The organism is Streptomyces sp. NPDC092952 (genome assembly GCF_044754785.1).
Lineage (GTDB): Bacteria > Actinomycetota > Actinomycetes > Streptomycetales > Streptomycetaceae > Streptomyces.
Window position 1 is genome coordinate 1 of sequence record NZ_JBIVPT010000015.1, and the last position, 17926, is coordinate 17926.

Here is a 17926-nt window from a genome sequence, read left to right on the forward strand (position 1 = left end):
CATGTCAGGGCCGCTCGGCGGGGCCCAAAAGCGGGCCCAGCCCGGTCGACCGAGCGCGGCCGGGCAGCAAGCACCATGTCCTCGTCGACGGGCAGGGCATCCCGCTCGCGGTGTCGTTGACCGGCGGAAACCGTAACGACGTCACCCAGTTGCTGCCGCTGCTGGCGAAGGTCCCGTCCGTGGCCGGCCTGGTCGGCAGGCCGAGACGGCGGCCGGACACATTGCTGGCGGACCGGGGCTACGACCACGACAAGTACCGTCGCCTCGTCCGGGCTCAGGGCATCAAGCCGGTGATCGCCCGCCGCGGCGTCCCGCACGGCTCCGGCCTCGGCGTCCACCGTTGGGTCGTCGAGCGGACGATCGCCTGGCTGCACGGATTCCGACGTCTACGCGTCCGCTGGGAACGACGCGACGACATCCACGAAGCCTTCCTCGGCCTCGCCACCTGCCTCATCACCCACCGACACGTCCAACGCCTTTGTTAGGACCTCTTAGCCCTGCCTCAGCAGTCAAACGCCTCGCCGTCGAGAGAATCGGCATGCCAGGCTCTGAGCCGAAGTGCCGCGCGCGTCTCCGACAGCTCCGTTGCAGCGTCCATGGCCGCGACTGAGCCAGCCACCTTCACTTCTCCTGCCGAGCTGCGTCAGTAGCGGCGCGGCAGGAGCGAGGCTGATGTTCGGGACTGCTGCACGGATAAGTGACACCTGACCTGGCTTACTGAGAGGCGGCCTGGAAGGATGTTGCAGTGCCCAAGCCGTATCCGAAGGAGTTCCGCGAGGACGTCGTGCGGGTCGCGCGCAACCGTGAACCCGGCGTCACGCTGGAACAGATCGCCGCCGACTTCGGCGTCCACCCGATCACGCTGTCGAAGTGGCTGCGCCGTGCCAACACCGATGAGGGCGGCAGGCCCGCGACAGCGTCGGGTGAGTCGGCCGAGCTGCGCGAGGCCCGCAAGCGCATCCGGCTGCTGGAGCAGGAGAACGAGGTTCTGCGCAGGGCTGCGGCGTATCTGTCGCAGGCGAACCTGCCGTCAAAATGATGTACCCGCTCGTCCGCGAGCTGGCCGCCGCCGCTGCCCCTCACCGGGTGCCGGTGGCGGTGACGTGCCGGGTGCTCGGGCTGGCCCGCCAGCCCTACTACCGGTGGCTGGCCTCACCGGTCACCGTTTCCGAGCTCGCCGGGGCATACCGGGCCAACGCCCTGCTCGACGCGCATCGCGGCGATCCCGAGTTCGGTCACCGCTTCCTTCTCGACGAGGCCCGGGCCGCCGGTGAGCCGATGGCTGAGCGGACCGCCTGGCGGATCTGCAGGGACAACGGCTGGTGGAGTGCCTTCGGCAAGCGCAGGGGCCGTGGGAAGAACGCCAAGGCCGGGCCGCCTGTCCATGATGATCTGGTGCGGCGGGACTTCACCGCAGCCGGGCCGAACCGGTTGTGGCTGACGGACATCACCGAGCACGCAACCGGCGAGGACAAGCTGTATCTGTGTGCCGTCAAGGACGTGTAATCCAGCCGCATCGTGGGCTATTCCATCGACGTCCGGATGCAGTCCAGCCTCGCGGTGAGAGCCCTTGAATCCGCGGTGGCCCGTCGCGGCCAGGTCGCGGGATGCACTGTTCATTCCGATCGCGGGCCGCAGTTCCGCTCACGGAAGTTCGTGTCCGTTCTCGCACGTCACCACCTGGTCGGCTCCATGGGCCGGGTCGGTGCGGCCGGCGACAACGCGGCAATGGAGAGCTTCTTCGCGCTGCTGCAGAAGAACGTCCTCGACCGCCGTACCTGGGCCACCCGCCAGGAGCTGCGTATCGCGATCGTCACCTGGATCGAACGCACCTACCATCGACGCCGGCGTCAGAGACGCCTGGCCCGATTGCCCCCCCGTCGAGTACGAGACCATCATGACGCCAGCCGCAGCCCTGGCTGCATAAACCCCACTGTCACCCAACCCTGCAGCAGTCCCTTCTACACGACCGTTGCTGTTCTGGGTGACACGGTGATCTACTGCATGCTCCGAAGTGGCTTTGGGGGGAACTGTGCGTGCAGGCCATTTTGCCGTGAATCGAAGGTCCAGTGCCGTGGGCCAGTGCACACGAGGCGGCCGTGACTCTCGCGCCTGCTGACGGCGGTCGCCGGAGCAGGCGGGGGTTCGCATATCAGGATGCCGTCACGTTGTTGGACTGCCTGGACATGCTTGAGGGGCAGTGGACGGCGATCTCGTGGGAGGACCTGGAGGACATCCTGTGTCATCGAGACGGCGCACCTGTGTACCGGCAGGTCAAGACGATCGAGGAAGCCGGGACGCGCCACAGTATCGCCAACGTCTGCCGACCGGAGGAGAAGAAGGCCGCAGACAGCAGCTACCTGGGCAAGCTGTTTCTGGGCAAGCCGCTGCCGGACGGCACTCGGTTCACCTTCATCGTCAACGAGACGCCTCAGCGGGACCTTTATGAGTTTGTCGCGGAACGTGATCGTCCTCGCGGCCCTGTAAGCGCGTCCGCCCGCGCGGACATCGTCAGGAGACTCGTAGGGATACAACTGCCGGACAGCAGGGACATCGGGTGGTGTGTCGACCGTCTGGACGTTCTGGTGGAGGCGCGCACCATCGACCAGGTCGAGGCCGAGGCCATGACGAGACTGGCACCACTGGTGGAAGCATGCCTGGGCGAGAAGCCGCTGTACGAGGAAGTCGAGGAGGTCATGATCTGGCTGATCTCCCGGTACATAGCCCGCAGCGCACTTGAGCTGCGACCGAAAACCTTCACTGTGGACGAGTTCGGCCGCGCCCTGGACGACAGCGTGCGCAGAGCAACTGGGCGACGGCGAGACGGTTCCACCGAACTGTTGATGCAACTCAAGTTCAAGCTGCGGGCTGCCGAAATACCTGAGCCCGAGGCGGAAGCCCAGCACGATGCCATGCTCGCCTACCGACGGACCTACCGCGCCAGTGTCGGTACCCGGCGCCGCGCGTACGACAATTTGGCCGATCAGATCAACGCCATCTGCACGCTCACGATGGCGAAGCGACGCGCCGGACGTCTCGACGCCGGCTCGGCGGCGTACTTCGAGACGCTGGTGGCGGTGAGCGAGCTGCCCGAGGTGACCAGCCGGCAGTTCACCCTCGCTGAGGCCCACGCAGTGCTTTCCGACATCACGGCACGCTGCCTGAACAGGTACGCCGATGCCTCATAAGATCGGCAGCAGCGCGGTGCCCCCGCCGTATCGCGCCTGGGACCCGGACGACTCCCCCGACTTTCACGCAACACGGCTGCTGCTGCTCATCTACCTCTGTGGTGAGGAGCCCGGTCCCTACATCGAGGGACGGACAAAGTTCGCCAAGCTTGATTTCTTCGTGCGCTACCCAGGATTCCTGGAGCGGGCCCACACCGCGATGCCGGAAGCCGTCGATACCGAAACCGCGTTTCTCGCCCCCGACTCGTCCGAGGTCGAGGCACCGATGATCCGCTACCGCTACGGGCCCTGGGACCAGCGCTACCGGCAGTTCCTCGCCTTCCTCGTTGCCAGGGACCTCGTGACCATCACAAGCCACCGGGTTGAACGAGTGAAACTCAAAGCCGCCGGCAAGAGGACCGCACAACGCCTCACCGAGGCGGCCCAGTTCCAGCCACTCGTGCGGCGCTGTCAGGCCATGCGAGGAAATCTGGCTGCGATGTCGGGTACTGACCTGAAGAACCTGATCTACGACCTGTTCCCAGACGAGGTCGGCAACGCGCCCTTCCGGCAGGAGATCCGGCCATGACAAAACCCGTGACCGCCCACCCCGACCGCGGGATCAGGATCGACTCCGTCAAACTCGTCCACAACACCGCAGAGATCGACGAGTACGCCTTCGGAACCGGCGGGCTAAACATCCTCAGCGGCCCACGCAACAGCTCCAAGACGACCACGCTGAAGATCATCGACTACTGCTTCGGCGACCGTGGCGGGATGATCGATGCTCTCGGCGCCGCCGTATCCGACGAGTACATCGAGGTCTCCACCGCGATACGGCTCAACGGCCACCCTCGCGTCCTGACCCGTCTCCTCCAGCACGGGCGCATGAACAAGGTGTACGTCGACGGAGACGAGCTGACCGACGCCGACTTCTCCGACTGGATCCTGCGCGAACTGGGCTGGCCCAACCTGCGCATACCCAAGGGCCTCCACCCGGCCACAGCCAGTGAACTGATGCCCCTTTCCTTCCGGAATCTGCTGCGCCACTTCTATCGCAACGAGGAATCCTGGACGACCTTCGCCAACAAGGAACAGGAATTCATCCGGCGCGGCGTCGTCAGCATGCTCCTCGGCTTCGCCCGCTCCCGCTACGACACCAAGGACTTCGCCGTCGCCCAGGCCAAGCGGCGCCTTGCCGTAGCCCAGACAGTAGAGCGCGACGTGCAGGACAGCACCTTGCAGGCCGTCACCGCCATCTCTGAACGGCTCGGCATCCCCATCGCCCGCGCCCTCGACCAAGTAGCGGCCGCACGGGAAGAGGTCACTTCCCAACTCGACGGGGTTCGCCAACGACGTCACGAACTGACGCAGGAAATCAACAGCCTCTTGCAGGGAACGTCTACTACCGAGACGGCAGCCGGATACGACTCGTCCCTGACGAGCTTGTACGAAGACATATCCAGGCGGCTGCAACTCGCAGTGGACGAAGTCGTCGCGCTCGAACAACTCGGCAGCGAACACGCCTACTCCGCCCAGACGGTCACCTCCGAGGTAACCCGCATGGAACGCCTCATCGCTTCCGTGGAGATCTTCGACGCCCTCCCCGTACGGCTATGCCCGGCGTGCGAGCAACGGGTCAACCCACACCGAGAGCACGACGAGAGCGCCTGCTACCTGTGCTTCCAACCGGTCAACGACGACCAGCGTCGCCGGCGGGCACAAGTGGAGATCCGGTCACTCAAGTCGGAACTCGCCGACCTCGAAGACGTCACCGCCCGCACTGCCGTCGATCTGCACACAGCCCGCGCCCGCCGAGCGGAGCTTCAAGAGGAACAGACACGACTCGCGCACCGCATCAATGAACAACGCGCCGCGCAGCTGGCGCCTTTCATGGCCACTCTCGAGAATCTGGCCGGCCAGATCGCCCAGCTCGAACAGAAGATGACAGCCTTTCCCGCTATCGAGGAAATCCTACAACGCCGCTTGGTAGCCAGTCAGGCCGTCACCGCTGCACAACAAGCCGTCGACGCGCTCGACCAAGAGCCAGCCACCGTTACCACGGCTTCGCTCACCTCTATCGAACGATGCGCCGTGTTCGCCGAGCGCATGAACGAATTTCTTCACCGCTACCGTGAACGTGGCTGGGTCAAGGGCGCCATCACCATCAATGACAGTGACCTCACCTTTTACGTCGGCACCCGCCCCTGGGATCAAGCCCTTGGGGCAGAGACAAAGGTGCTCTTCTTCTTGGCCTACAGCTACGCCACTCTCTTCCTGGCATCTGACCTCGACGAAGAAGCCGCTTTCCCCGGCCTGCTGCTCCTGGACAACCCATACCAGCAGGGCATCGGCAACACCGTGATCAACGACGTCCTGCGAGACCTGGCAAACGCTGCTCAGGCCACGGGCACCCAGGTCATCAGCACCCAGGCCGTTCCGGTACCGCGGGACCCGGCGAACACACACGTAATCCGCATGCCCACGGAGCATGAAGCGCCGTAGACAGACTTGCAGCAGTGTTGATGGCTTCGCGGTCGACCTGCCGGATACTTCCGGGTCCTGCGACGCCTCCGGCTGCGTTGACCGCGAGTTCCGGGCGCGATGCTCGGGCGTAGCCCTACGACGCCGAAAGTTGCTGAACCGTGTGATAGGCCCCATCGGTGCAGCTCAGAGGGGATCCCTGGTTGCCGTGGTCGAACGCGCAAAGAAGAGAAAGCGCGGAGCGACCGAGAGGTGACGCATTCGCCGCTCCTCTGCCGTGTCGCTCGCGGACTGGTGACGCCGTGCTGCGGGAGACATGCAGACCCGCCGCAGGTCAGTTGGCGCCAAGGTTGTCGTCCGTCACGTCGTAAGGGCCTTCGTCCAGGTCTTCGACGGCCCGCATGGAGCTGTCGGAAAGTTCGGGCATCTCGAAGGCGTATCGGCCCTTCATGTGGATGTGCCGATAGAGGAAGGGGGACAAGCTCCTGACGACTTCGTCGGGAACGGGCCGCAGGTGGCTGGCCTTCTTCTGAAGAAACAGGTCGATGTAGGCGGTGTTGAAGAGCACCACCATGTTGACGATCAGTCCGAGTGCGCTGAGTTGTTCCTCCATGCCGGTCTGGTAGCGGTGGATGCGGTCTTCGGTACCGTGATAGATCTTCGCGGCCAGCTCGTGGCGTTGGGCGTGGCGGAGGCTCTGTGTTTCGATCTGACGGCGGTAGTTAGGGTTGTCCATGAGATCCAGGATGTGTGCGGTCTTGAAGATCTTCCCGTAGTGGGCGAGCGCCTTACCCAAGGGGGTGGGGGTGCCGTTGCGGACCACCATGCGGATCGCGTCCGCGGATCGCACACGACCGAGGTGGACAGCTCCGACGAGACGGAGCATGTCGTCCCAGTTTCGTTCGATGAGTGCAGAGTCGATCTTGTTGCGGGTGGCATGCTGCAGGGGGCCATAGTCCTCGCCAGAGGCGGTGTCCATGCGAGCGAGGGTCATGCCGGTGACGTCGGCGGCTGTGGGGGTGTAGGTGTAGCCGGAGAGCGCGAGCAGGCCGAAGATGATCTCTTGGTGTGGCCCGGCCTCGGCGACGATCTTCCGTTGGCGGTTCTCATTTTGGGTGCTGGTGGCTTTGAGGGCGCTGGTGCGTCGGTCGTTGAGGACGTCGAGCACGTGCAGGCAGGTGTGGACGGATCCGGCAACGACCTTATCCGTGAGTCCCATGGCCTGATCCGACAGAAGAGTGAGGTGGGTGACGTGGGCGGTGCCGTGGGCAGACAGGCGCGCCTTGATGGCGGTCGGGGGCGCGACCATACGCTGGCCCTCTACGGATGCCATGTGGCCGCCGTCCCATGTGGCGGCAACAGAAAGCTGTGACTGCCGTGTCAGCAGGCGGTGGTTCAGTGCTTCCAGACGGTCCGGTCGCAGGAAGTTGTCGATGACGTAGGTGATGTGCCTTCGGTCCAGGGCAGGGAAGTTGCTGGCGACGGCCTCGACACCGACGTTGCAGCCGAGCGCGACCAGTGCGGCGGACAGAGTGATGTCAAAGTCGCGTTGGCGTGGGGTCGATCCGCCTGGTGTCATGAACACCTCGGTGCCCTTGGTCCAGGTGAGGACTTCCAGGATGAGTTGGGGAAGGTCGCCCTTGGGCAACCAGCCCGCGAGTTCCGCGGTCACTTTGCGCAGCCTGGGATCTGGCGAAAGAGGTGCCGTGGACAGGACGAGCCGACCGCCGTCACCGACTTCGACCTGTCGGTCTTTCGGCAGGCGCTCTGCGATCGCATGGGTCTTGGTGTGGAGCTCGTGGCCCAGTCGCTTCAAGTGGGCGACCGCATCCAAGGGAAGCCCCAAGCTCTTGGCCACTGAGACCCGCAACGCCGCCCACTCTGCCGACGACGGCAGGCCCGCTTCCGGGTTACCCCACTTCGATGCCCCCTCGACAAAGATTTCACGCCGCAGGAGGCGAGAGTAGAACCTCTCCACCACGCAGAACGCGTAGGCGGCGGTGTCGACCGTATCGGGCGCCAGGTGCGGCGCGTAGAGCGCCAGCTCTTTCCAGGACCCGGTCAACAAGCGCTCATCGACCTCGGCGCGGCTGATCGCGGGTCGGGCAATCAGGTCCGTCAAAGACCACAGGGCGTCCAGCACATGTCTGGCTTCCTGTGTGCCGGACCGGTACGGCAGCCCTCCGACGATGTGTGGCAGGTAGGTCTTCAGGAGATCGATCCGTTTGATCATTTTGGCGCGGCGAGCCTCCTCTGAGTCCGATCCCGCCGCGGGGGCCAGCTCGCCGGCCACCGTAACGGCTGCCTCGAACGCGGGCAGATCCTCGAGTTGGTCGAGGAATTCGCGCACCGTCAAGGTGTCTGCCGCAGGGGGGATGATCTCTCCCGTCGCAGTGTCAACCTGTTCGTGCCTCGCGTCGAGAAGGTCTTTGCCTACCTCCCTCATGACAGCGGCAGCATGGGCCAGGTCGGGGAAGATCGCGGAACGCTCCTTCTCGGTCTTGCGTCGCGCTCGTCCGATGAGGTCGTTGGCGATCAAGTGCACCAGCATGTCGACCGCGTCGTCCGCAGCAGTCTCGGTAAGGCGGCCCACTGCTGCGACGGTCGCGGCGCGCCGCTTCATCCTCTGCGTCTCTTGGTCTGCGGCGAACCGGGCGAGATGCGAAAGGCGTCGCGGGGAGAAGGCCCGGGTGTCGACGGGCTGCAGTTCTAGAGAGAGGACTTCGTTGTTCCGCTCGATGGCGCGCACGAGGTTCGCCCAGGCGGGCTTGCCGGGCCCTCGCTGCATCTCGGCCAGCGGCGACTTTCGTTCATCATCCGGGACTGCCGTCAGCCGATCGAGTTCGGACAGCTGGTCAGCGTACGGGGCCAAGAGCGCCTGCCACATACCTTGGTCGGCTTCCGCCCGTACCGATCGCACCAGGTCGGTGAGAGTGCGCTCGCCGGGCAGCTCGATACGTTGCTTCCGCAGCCAGTCAATTGCGCGCCGCAGGAGGGCCTTGACTCCTTCCTCCGTGAACGTGGCGCGGGACATCACCATGCTTTTCAGTGCGGCCTCGCCCTTGCTGTACGGCTTCCAGCCACATACCGACCTGATCTCCTGCGCATGCCGCCGCGTCAGCCCGTCGTGCGCGCCGTACACGGACAAGACCGCCATGCCGTCGCTGATGTCGAGCTGGGTCGCCAGGTGCTCCACGACCGGTCGCGGCAGGGAAGCAATCTCCTGGGGTTTGGGGAGCCGGCCCAGGGACCGCAGGCAGGTGAGCTGGATGGCGAAGCCCAACCGGTTCTGCGGCCCGCGTTTCTTCAGGATCAGTTCGGTCTCGGCCTCGGTGAGGTCGAAGAGAGCCAGCAGGCCGTCTGGCAGGTCTCCTTCGGGAATTGACGGGTAATCCCGGCCCAGGGGAAAGCTCGGGCTCGTGCTCATCTTGTACGCCTCGCTGCAAATCCGACTACGACGACGTGCAGATTCGAGGCATACGGTGCTACCAGTCAAACGGCTGCCTCCCCGGTACGGCGCCTAACACACGGTTCTGCAATCTTCGTCGTCGAAGAGATTTCGCCTGGTCCGATCCGGGGATACGCCGCTCCTGCGGCAGCTGGGACCACCTACGGTCCTCGGCCATGGAGAACGTATGGATCAAGCCGGGCGGGATTACCGATCCCGGCTACACCGACGATCAGCTCAGACGCGCGAGAACTTTCGCCGAGACGGACCTCCGGGCCTCACGGGCACAGCTGGCGGCTCGCTTCGGCCTCGGTGACGTCTGCGCCGAAATCACCGACGGGTCGCCTCCAGGCGCAAGCCTCGCCTTGGAGCAGCTGGCCCAGCAGCTCGGGTACGCGACAGAGACACTGGAGCGATACCTGCGGGTTACCCGCCTCGCGGGAACCGCACTGCGCGAACGTCTGCTCGCCTCTGCCGTCCAGGTCCCATGGAGGTGCGTGACCACCGCCTGCGTCACCGACTCCCAAGAGCGTTCCCGACGTGTCAGTTTGCTGCTGGAACGACTCGACAGCGCGGAACGGGCGGGATGGCCCATGGCTCTGGATGCGGCGCAGTACCGCAGGGCATTGAGCCTGGCGGCCGGAGCGGAACCGCCCGGTGAGATTGTTGCGCAGCTCGACCGAGAAGAGGTCCGGGAGGCGCTCCTGGCCGAGCTGACGAAGAGTCCGGCGGCGGTGCTGGCCGTGCTGCGGGAACCTGCAGTGCGGGAGGTCCTGAAGGACAAGGGCGTCGCCCGCTATGTCCGCGCACAGATGCGACCGGCTCCCAGCCCGGACGAAGCCCTGCTCGACGAGCTCATCGGCAGTGACGAACGCGACCCGCACGCCGACTGGACCATCCGCTACTTCGGCCTGGCCCACAAGGCCAGGGAAATCCTGCTGCTCGGTCCTGAGGACTTCGCGAACGTCAACGACCCCGAAGTGTGGGAGTCCGTCGAGTCCATCCGTGACTCGGTCACTTCCTGGGCCGACCGGGTCTTGCAACAGCGACCCCGTACCATCCGACTCCTGACAGGAAAGTAGAAATCCATGCCCAGCGCCGCAGGCCGCTATTCGAACACCGTGCGCGACGTCCTCGACCGTGAAGCCCTCCGCTGCATCCTCGCCGGCGGGAGCGAGAATGAGCAGTTTGCCCGGCTTCAGGGGATCGTCCGATCCAAGGTCAAGGTGCTGTCGGCCGAGTACCACGCGGTCTTCGACCGCGCGGTGAAGTCGATGTGCACCACGTCCTTCAACAAGGTCACCAAAGAGATCCGAATCGCTGCCATGGCCGGACCGCCCGGCCCAACGCCCACCGAACCGACCCTTCAGGGCCCCGGCTGCGGTGCCACCCCCACCGGCCCGGACGAGGCGAGCGTTCCCGGTCCACGCGCCGGAGTCACCGACGAAAGGGTCGTCGCGAAGGTCGTGCTCGGCGAGGGCGGCGAACTGACGGAGAAGACCGCCCGGCAACTCGTGTTGCAGGACCTCGACCGCATCATCGACGTTCTTCCCCCACTCGCCGAACGCGATTTCAGAGAGGCCGACCGGCTCGACCAGCAGGCCAAGGAGTCCACTCAAGGAGCAAAAAGGCACCGAGCCCGCGGAAACCGCATCATCGCCCTGGTTGAACGCTACGACCGCCTGATCGCCGGCATCGACAACCTCCCCGGCATCTTCACCGTCGCAGACCTGCTCACGGAAGTCGGGCCGCAGGCCCTCGGCCTGGACGAGGACGACGCCGAACTCCTCCGCTACGCAGGTGCCCTGTGACCGAGTCTGCCTGGCACAAGGAGATCAAGGGCTGGGGTGTGGCCACCGAGATTCCCCTCGGCAACCGCCGCGCCGACTGCCAACTACGCTGCGGCAAGCGGGCTGAGGTACAAGCCCGCCCGCTTCCCCCCGGCGAAGTCGCCGGCCGGGAAGCGCACGCCGACTTGTGGTTCCTGGATTGCCGTGCCGCTCACCGCTCGCGGCGCCTGATGGTCTGGAGCGACCCACAGTTCGGCACACTGTTACGCTGGGAGCGGGCCTGGCAGGGGTTCGCCATCTCCAAGCGCCCCATCTTCCTCAACCTTGAGTTCGATCTGCGAACCGGACAGGGCACCTTCCTGGAGGTGACCGGCTGGACCTTCGACGGATACCGTGCCACGGGCACCGGCCAGATCCACACCGCGGCTTCCCTCCAGTCATGGATGCGCTACGGTCTCCCGCTCGCGGGCCACCAGGCAGTGGCGCTATGACCCTCTACCTCCTCCTCCGCCAGCGACACCGCACCGTCACGATCGAACTCGACGGCCTCCTGCAACAGCTGCCCGCCGAGTACCACCCCACCGGTCCGCTGGTGGGACGCATAGTGACCACCCCGGCCTTCCACGCCCAGTGTGTGTTCGGCGAGTGTCCAGTGCCGGTAGCCATGCCCCTACACCGCCCCACCGCTCGCACCGACCCACGGCTGATCGTCGTAGACGACCTGTCCGAGGAGTGGGTCATGGGCTTCCGAGTCCACTACCAGCAACAGCTTTACCGCATCACCGGCTTCTACCCGCGATAGTCCGCACCGCCGTCGCAAACCCCGGCACAACGGAATGCCACACGCTCTGGAGCGCATCCTCAGCACCGGCCTCGCCACTTCGCCCATGCGCATTGCGTGCTACGTGCGCGCCCTGACGCACGTTGGTCCGTCAGGGCGTCGCGCAGCATCCGTCAGCAGTGGGAGCCCTCTGGGACTTCCGATCCCGTCAACCTGACGAACATGAAACAGCTGAATGGCCATTCGCATAGGTCAGCAGCCACCAGCCACTCATCGCGGCAGGTCACCGCGCTGGCTGGTCTCTTCCGCGACATCTGATCTGCAGGACCCGGCGACTCTGGATTGAGCGTCACCAGCCCTTGGCGTTGCATCGTCACTCGCAGGCTTGACGCCGCCTGACCTGCCCAACGTGCTCCTGACAACCCATCAGAACGAGCGTCAAATGAGCGTCACGAGCGTCATTTCAGCGTCAAGATATCGCCCGTAACGCCCACACCGCACATAATGCGCACACGCAAAACCGCAGGTCAGGAGCCCTTCGCGACCGGCTCCAGGATGGCAACGCACTCCACGTGATGCGTCATCGGGAACAAGTCGAACGCCCGAAGCGTCCGCACCCGGTAGCCGCCCTCGCGGAAGTACGCCAGGTCGCGGGCGAGGGCGGCCGGGTCGCAGGCGACGTAGGCGATGCGGCGGGCGCCGAGGGTGGAGAGGTGCTTGACCGTGGCCTTGCCGGCGCCGGCGCGGGGCGGGTCGAGGACGATCAGGTCGCATTCGGTGATGCCGGTGCGCGGGAGGATCTGGTCGACCTTGCCGTGTTCGATGCGGACGCGGTCCAGGTCCTTCAGGTTGTGGCGGGCGTCCTCGACCGCGCGCTTGCCGGACTCGATGCCGAGGACTGCGCCCTTCTCGCCGATGCGCTGGCCGATGGCGCCGGCGAACAGGCCGACGCCGCAGTAGAGGTCGAGGGCCGTGTCGTTCTTGCGGGGCAGGAGGCCCTGCATGACCGCGCGCACCAGGGTGTTGGCGGCCTGCGGGTGGACCTGCCAGAAGCCGCCGGAGCCGACCCGGTAGGTGCGGTCGTCGGCGCGTTCACGGACGAAGGCGCGGCCGTGCACGCGGTGGACGCCGCCGTCGCGCTCGTCGACGCGCATCACCGAGACCGGCTTGTCCAGCTCGACGAGCGGGAGCCGGGCCCCCGGGCGCGGAGTGAGGATGACCTGGCGGTCGTGGGAGCCGGTGGCGGAGATCGCCTCCACCGAGGCCATGCCCGGCCACTCCCGCTTCTCGATGCCCAGCTCCGTGACGCCGGGCGCCGCGATCAGGCAGCGCTCGACCGGCTCCACGTCGTGCGAGCGGTGCTTGCGCAGGCCGACCCGGCCCTCCTCGTCGATGGCGTACTGGACCCGGGTGCGCCAGGCGGGGACCTCGCCCGCCGGGAGCTTGTCGCCCTCGGCCGGCATGACCGTGCCGTCCCAGCCCGCCTCCTCCGGGGTGAGGCCCGCGAGGCGCTGGAGCTGCTCGGCGATGACCTCGCCCTTGAGGCGGCGCTGGGCGCCCGGCTTGGCGTGCTGCCAGTCGCAGCCGCCGCACTTGCCGGGGCCGGCGTACGGGCACGGTGCCTCGACGCGGTCCTTGGACGCCTCGATGATCCGCACCGCGTCGGCGCGCAGGAAGCGGGAGTCGCTGTCGCCGTCGGTGACCCGGGCGACGACCTTCTCGCCGGGGAGCGTGTGCCGTACGAAGAGGACCCGGCCCGCCTCGGTACGGGCGATGCAGTGACCGCCGTGCGCGACGGGGCCGACCTCGACCTCGTACTCCTCCCCGACCAGCGACAACGTGGGTTCGTTCTGCATGACGGGGTGGCTCCAGGGATCAAGGGGGAAACGGCCGGACAACGACCCACCAGTCTACGTGGGTGTCGTCCGGCCGTTCACCACGAGCGGGCGGGCAGGCAGGCGGCGGGGGTCAGCCCTTGGTGCTGGGCTCCTTGGGCCGGCGTTCCACCGGGCCGCGGCGCACCGAGCCCGGCGCGTTCCACTCGGCACGCTTCCTGGCCCGCTTCTTGGCGGCCTCGGAGGACTCCAGCTGGTACGGCACCGAGGTCACCATGACACCCGGGGTGAACAGCAGCCGCCCCTTGAGGCGCAGCGCGCTCTGGTTGTGCAGCAGGTGCTCGTACCAGTGGCCGACCACGTACTCCGGGATGTACACGCTGACCACGTCGCGCGGGCTCTCCCGGCGCAGGCTCTTCACGTAGTCGATGACCGGGCGGGTCACCTCGCGGTACGGGGAGTCGAGGATCTTCAGCGGGATGTCGATGCCGCGCCGCTCCCAGTCGTCCTTGAGCGTCTTGGTCTCGGCCGGGTCGACGCTGATGGAGAGCGCCTCCAGCTGGTCGGACCGGATCAGCTTGGCGTAGGCGAGGGCGCGCAGGGTGGGCCGGTGGAGCTTGGAGACCAGGACGATCGAGTGGACCCGGGAGGGCCTTATCGTCTCGTCGGACGGGGTCTCCTCGGCGGCGATCTCCTCGGCGACCCGGTCGTAGTGGCGGCGGATCGCGGTCATCGTGCCGTAGAAGATCACCATGCCGAGGAGGGCCACCCAGGCGCCGTGGGTGAACTTGGTCGCGAGCACGACGACCAGGACCAGTCCGGTGAAGAAGGCCCCGAAGGTGTTGATGGCGCGGGAGCGCTTCATGTGGCGGCGCTTGGCGGCGTCCTTCTCCGTCCGCAGATGGCGGTTCCAGTGCCGGACCATGCCGGTCTGGCTGAGGGTGAAGGAGACGAAGACGCCGACGATGTAGAGCTGGATCAGGCGGGTGGAGTCCGCCCCGTAGATCCAGGTCAGCAGGATCGCCGCGCCGGCCAGCAGCACGATGCCGTTGGAGAAGGCGAGCCGGTCGCCGCGGGTGTGCAGCTGGCGGGGGAGGTAGCGGTCCTGCGCGAGGATCGAGCCGAGCAGCGGGAAGCCGTTGTACGCGGTGTTCGCGGCGAGGAAGAGGACGAGCGCGGTGGCGGCGGCGAGGACGACGAAGAGGAAGCTGCCCTTGCCGAAGACGGCCGCCGCGACCTGCGAGATCACCGGGTCCTGGACGAAGGCGGAGCCGACCGGGACACCGTGGTTGATCAGGTCCCGGGCCGGGTTCTCGGCCATCTTCACGTCGGTGGCCATGGCCAGGGTGATGATGCCGCAGAACATGGTGACGGCCAGCAGGCCCATCATCGCGAGCGTGGTCGCCGCGTTCTTGCTCTTCGGCTTGCGGAACGCGGGGACGCCGTTGCTGATCGCCTCGACGCCGGTGAGGGCGGCACAGCCGGAGGAGAAGGCCCGCAGCAGCAGGAAGACGAGTGCGAATCCGGCGAGTCCCTGGTGTTCCGCCTTGATCTCGAAACCGGCGGTCGGCGCGTTCATGGTGTCGTTGAGAACGAGTCCCCGGAACGCGCCCCAGGCGATCATGACGAAGACGCCGGCCACGAACAGATACGTGGGGATGGCGAAGAGTTTTCCGGATTCCTTGACGCCGCGCAGATTCATCAGCGTCAGAAGCACGATGGCGACGGTCGCGCAGATCGTCTTGTGCTCGACGACGAACGGGATCGCGGAGCCGAGGTTCTCCACCCCGGAGGCGATCGACACCGCCACGGTCAGCACGTAGTCGACCAGCAGCGCGCTGGCCACGGTGAGGCCGGCCCTGGGCCCGAGGTTGGTGGTGGCGACCTCGTAGTCGCCACCACCGCTCGGGTAGGCGTGCACGTTCTGCCGGTACGAGGCGACGACGGTGAACATCAGCACCGCGACCGCGAGCGCGATCCACGGGCTGAAGTGGTACGCCGACACGCCCGCGACGGAGAGCACCAGGAGAACTTCTCCTGGTGCGTACGCCACCGAGGACAGCGGGTCGGATGCGAAGACGGGAAGTGCGATGCGCTTGGGGAGGAGCGTTTCTCCCAGCTTGTCGCTGCGCAGCGCCCGCCCGATCAGAATCCGTTTGGGCAGGTCGGTCAGTTTGGACACGCAGAGGATCGTAAGCGTTCCGTTCAGCGGCTTTCGCCGCCCCACCGCCACTACCCTGCAAACTCCTGCACTCGGCCGAAAAAGCCACGAAATCCTTAACGAAATCCTTGCACTCCGTCCGGGCTTCGAGACCGCGCGGGAAGATCACCGGAAGATCGTCGGAAGACCGCGGAACAGGGGCTCAGGAGTCGGCGAAAAGGGCGCTGTATCCGTTGAGCGCGGGCTGCCCGCCGAGGTGGGCGTAGAGGACGGTGGAATCGCGGGCGATCTCGCCACGGCCCACGAGATCGACCATTCCCGCCATCGACTTCCCCTCGTACACGGGGTCGGTGACCATGCCCTCGGTACGGGCGGCGAGCCGCATCGCGTCGAGGGTGGCGGCGTCGGGGAGGCCGTAGGTGCCCGCGTGGTAGCGCTCGTCCAGTTCGATGTCGGCCTCGGTCACCTCCCGGCGTACGCCGACGAGCCGCGCGGTACCGGCCGCGATCCGGGCGATCTGCGCGCGGGTGCGGGCGGGCTCGGCGGAGGCGTCGACGCCCAGTACGCGCCGGGGGCGTCCGCCCGCCTCCTCCAGCGCGGCGAAGCCCGCGACCATCCCCGCCTGGGTGGAACCGGTCACCGAGCAGACCACCACGGTGTCGAAGAACACGCCGAGCGCGCGTTCCTGCTCGGCGACCTCGTACGCCCAGCCGGCGAAGCCGAGCCCGCCCAGCGGATGGTCGGAGGCACCGGCGGGGATGGCGTACGGCTTGCCGCCGCTCTCCTCCACCTCGCGCAGCGCCTGCTCCCAGCTCTCCTTGACGCCGATGCCGAATCCGGCGCGCACCAGTCGGACGTCGGCGCCCGCCAGTCGGCTGATGAGGATGTTGCCGACCTTGTCGTAGACGGCGTCGGGCCACTCGACCCAGCTCTCCTGGACCAGGACGCAGCCGAGTCCGGCGCGGGCGGCCACCGCCGCGACCTGGCGGGTGTGGTTGGACTGGACGCCGCCGATGGACACCAGGGTGTCGCAGCCCTGCGCGAGGGCGTCGGCGACCAGGTATTCGAGCTTGCGGGTCTTGTTGCCGCCGTAGGCGATGCCGGAGTTGCAGTCCTCCCGCTTGGCCCAGATCGCGGCGCCGCCGAGGTGCTCGGTCAGGCGGTCGAGCCGGTGGACCGGGGAGGGGCCGAAGAGCAGGGGGTAGCGCGCGTGCCCGGGGAGGGACGGCACGGCGGACGGGTACGGGGCGGACGGCGAGGTGGACGGTGCGGCGGTCACGGGGGCTCCCTGGCTGGTGGGTAGAGGGTCTGTGCTTGCTCTGCTCTGTGCTGTGCTGTGCTGCTGCCTGGCTCGGGGGTACGGGGGCGGGTGGGGCCGCGGCTATGTGGAGGGCTCGTCCGGCCCGTCCGGGTCGTCGGCGAGTTCTTCGAGGGTCCGCCAGATCTCGGCGGTGATCCGGGCCGCCGCCCCGGCGTCGCCCGCCTCGCACGCCTCGATGAGCCGCTCGTGCAGCTCCGCGGAGCCGTGCGCGGTTCCGGCCGTGCCGAACCGCCGCCACTCCAGACGCCGGATCAGAGGGGTGTAGCGCTCGATCGTGGCGGTCACCGCGTGGTTGTCACAGGTGGCGACCAGGACGTCGTGGATCGTGTCGTCGGCGTGCAGCGCGGCCGCCACGTCGCCGCGGTCGACGGCCTTGCGGAAGTGGCGGTTGGCCGTGCGCATCACGGTGATGTCCGCGCCGACGAGGCGGGGCACCGCCACCCGGGCGGCCAGCTCGTGCATGGCCCGTACGACGGCGGCCGCGTCCCGGACGTCGCGCGGTACCAGCCGGGTCACCCGCGTGTAGCTCTGTGGCTTGGATTCGACCAGGCCCTCGGCACTGAGCCGGGCGAGGGCGTCGCGGACCGGGGCCCGGGAGAGCCCCAGCCGCTCGGCGAGATCGGCGTCGCGCACGGGGGCACCGGGCGGGAGGTCGCCGCGGACGATGGCGTCGCGGATCGCCTCGTAGGCGGTGTCCCGCAGCAGTGTCCGGCGGACGGGGCGCAAGGTCTCCATGAACTGACATGTTAGATGTCTGTCGGTCCCGTACTCAAGGGCCGGCACCGTAAGTCCCGCGAGGCCGGTACGGGGAGTCGCCGGGCCGCCGCCCGGGGGCGCGGGACGCGTCGAAGCCCCACTCGGATGAGGCATCGCATCCCGGTCCGCATAAGCTCATCCTGGGCAACGGGACAGACCGTTGCCCCGTTGTTTGCCCGGCAA

Annotated in this window: 13 protein-coding genes and 1 pseudogene; 9 read left to right on the forward strand and 5 right to left on the reverse strand. The window is 67.0% G+C overall.

The features are described from left to right. The 5 genes and pseudogenes from ACIQGQ_RS28230 to ACIQGQ_RS28250 all read left to right on the forward strand — a co-directional run. On the forward strand, window positions 1–485 hold a 485-nt coding region (locus ACIQGQ_RS28230), incomplete at its 5' end, for an IS5 family transposase (protein WP_402400653.1). A gap of 260 nt (window positions 486–745) precedes the next feature. Further along, window positions 746–1927: pseudogene (locus ACIQGQ_RS28235) on the forward strand (IS3 family transposase). 172 nt (window positions 1928–2099) lie between these two features. Next, window positions 2100–3188, forward strand: coding sequence for a dsDNA nuclease domain-containing protein (locus tag ACIQGQ_RS28240; protein ID WP_402400656.1), 1089 nt, complete (start codon window positions 2100–2102; stop codon window positions 3186–3188). Then, a complete protein-coding gene (locus tag ACIQGQ_RS28245; RefSeq protein ID WP_388998031.1) occupies window positions 3178–3756 on the forward strand; it encodes a hypothetical protein in 579 nt (192 codons plus the stop codon). The genes ACIQGQ_RS28240 and ACIQGQ_RS28245 overlap by 11 nt, the downstream gene beginning before the upstream one ends. Then, entirely contained in the window at window positions 3753–5672 is a 1920-nt protein-coding gene (locus tag ACIQGQ_RS28250) for a hypothetical protein (RefSeq protein ID WP_388998034.1), read from the forward strand. The genes ACIQGQ_RS28245 and ACIQGQ_RS28250 overlap by 4 nt, the downstream gene beginning before the upstream one ends. A 313-nt stretch (window positions 5673–5985) precedes the next feature. Here the strand turns inward: ACIQGQ_RS28250 and ACIQGQ_RS28255 are convergent, their stop codons facing one another. Continuing rightward, window positions 5986–9078: a Tn3 family transposase gene (locus ACIQGQ_RS28255; protein ID WP_402400660.1), complete on the reverse strand. Its 3093-nt coding sequence runs from the start codon at window positions 9076–9078 to the stop codon at window positions 5986–5988. Window positions 9079–9275: 197 nt separating this feature from the next. Here ACIQGQ_RS28255 and ACIQGQ_RS28260 point away from each other — a divergent pair, with 197 nt between their 5' ends. The 4 genes from ACIQGQ_RS28260 to ACIQGQ_RS28275 are packed head-to-tail and all read left to right on the forward strand — an operon-like array spanning window position 9276 to window position 11691. Further along, complete coding sequence (locus ACIQGQ_RS28260) at window positions 9276–10181, forward strand: hypothetical protein (protein WP_388998040.1); 906 nt, start codon at window positions 9276–9278, stop codon at window positions 10179–10181. A 6-nt stretch (window positions 10182–10187) separates the two neighbouring features. Next, window positions 10188–10910 (forward strand): hypothetical protein, encoded by a 723-nt coding sequence (locus tag ACIQGQ_RS28265; protein WP_388998043.1) that lies wholly within the window; start codon window positions 10188–10190, stop codon window positions 10908–10910. Further along, complete coding sequence (locus tag ACIQGQ_RS28270; protein WP_388998046.1) at window positions 10907–11380, forward strand: hypothetical protein; 474 nt, start codon at window positions 10907–10909, stop codon at window positions 11378–11380. The genes ACIQGQ_RS28265 and ACIQGQ_RS28270 overlap by 4 nt, the downstream gene beginning before the upstream one ends. Further along, the gene (locus ACIQGQ_RS28275) at window positions 11377–11691 is read left to right on the forward strand and encodes a hypothetical protein (RefSeq protein WP_388998049.1); all 315 of its coding nucleotides are present in this window, start codon (window positions 11377–11379) and stop codon (window positions 11689–11691) included. The genes ACIQGQ_RS28270 and ACIQGQ_RS28275 overlap by 4 nt, the downstream gene beginning before the upstream one ends. Before the next feature lie 506 nt (window positions 11692–12197). On the opposite strand, the gene ACIQGQ_RS28280 is transcribed toward ACIQGQ_RS28275, so the two are convergent. From ACIQGQ_RS28280 to ACIQGQ_RS28295, 4 genes are all read right to left on the reverse strand, one after another. Continuing rightward, window positions 12198–13526, reverse strand: coding sequence for a class I SAM-dependent RNA methyltransferase (locus ACIQGQ_RS28280; RefSeq protein WP_402400665.1), 1329 nt, complete (start codon window positions 13524–13526; stop codon window positions 12198–12200). Window positions 13527–13638: 112 nt separating this feature from the next. Continuing rightward, window positions 13639–15687 carry an APC family permease gene (locus ACIQGQ_RS28285; protein ID WP_402400667.1) on the reverse strand — a complete coding sequence of 683 codons (2049 nt, stop codon included), beginning with the start codon at window positions 15685–15687 and terminating at the stop codon, window positions 13639–13641. A gap of 181 nt (window positions 15688–15868) precedes the next feature. Beyond that, window positions 15869–16897 (reverse strand): 1-aminocyclopropane-1-carboxylate deaminase, encoded by a 1029-nt coding sequence (locus ACIQGQ_RS28290; RefSeq protein WP_402400923.1) that lies wholly within the window; start codon window positions 16895–16897, stop codon window positions 15869–15871. 150 nt (window positions 16898–17047) lie between these two features. Next, entirely contained in the window at window positions 17048–17722 is a 675-nt protein-coding gene (locus ACIQGQ_RS28295) for a GntR family transcriptional regulator (RefSeq protein ID WP_402400670.1), read from the reverse strand. Between the last annotated feature and the right edge of the window lie 204 nt (window positions 17723–17926).

Excerpts from the sequence above, each read along its gene's own strand:
- ACIQGQ_RS28245 (WP_388998031.1), top strand. The coding sequence starts at position 3,178 with ATGCCTCATAAGATCGGCAGCAGCGCGGTGCCCCCGCCGTATCGCGCC.
- ACIQGQ_RS28250 (WP_388998034.1), top strand. The coding sequence starts at position 3,753 with ATGACAAAACCCGTGACCGCCCACCCCGACCGCGGGATCAGGATCGAC.
- ACIQGQ_RS28255 (WP_402400660.1), bottom strand. The coding sequence starts at position 9,078 with ATGAGCACGAGCCCGAGCTTTCCCCTGGGCCGGGATTACCCGTCAATT.
- ACIQGQ_RS28260 (WP_388998040.1), top strand. The coding sequence starts at position 9,276 with ATGGAGAACGTATGGATCAAGCCGGGCGGGATTACCGATCCCGGCTAC.
- ACIQGQ_RS28265 (WP_388998043.1), top strand. The coding sequence starts at position 10,188 with ATGCCCAGCGCCGCAGGCCGCTATTCGAACACCGTGCGCGACGTCCTC.
- ACIQGQ_RS28275 (WP_388998049.1), top strand. The coding sequence starts at position 11,377 with ATGACCCTCTACCTCCTCCTCCGCCAGCGACACCGCACCGTCACGATC.
- ACIQGQ_RS28280 (WP_402400665.1), bottom strand. The coding sequence starts at position 13,526 with ATGCAGAACGAACCCACGTTGTCGCTGGTCGGGGAGGAGTACGAGGTC.
- ACIQGQ_RS28295 (WP_402400670.1), bottom strand. The coding sequence starts at position 17,722 with ATGGAGACCTTGCGCCCCGTCCGCCGGACACTGCTGCGGGACACCGCC.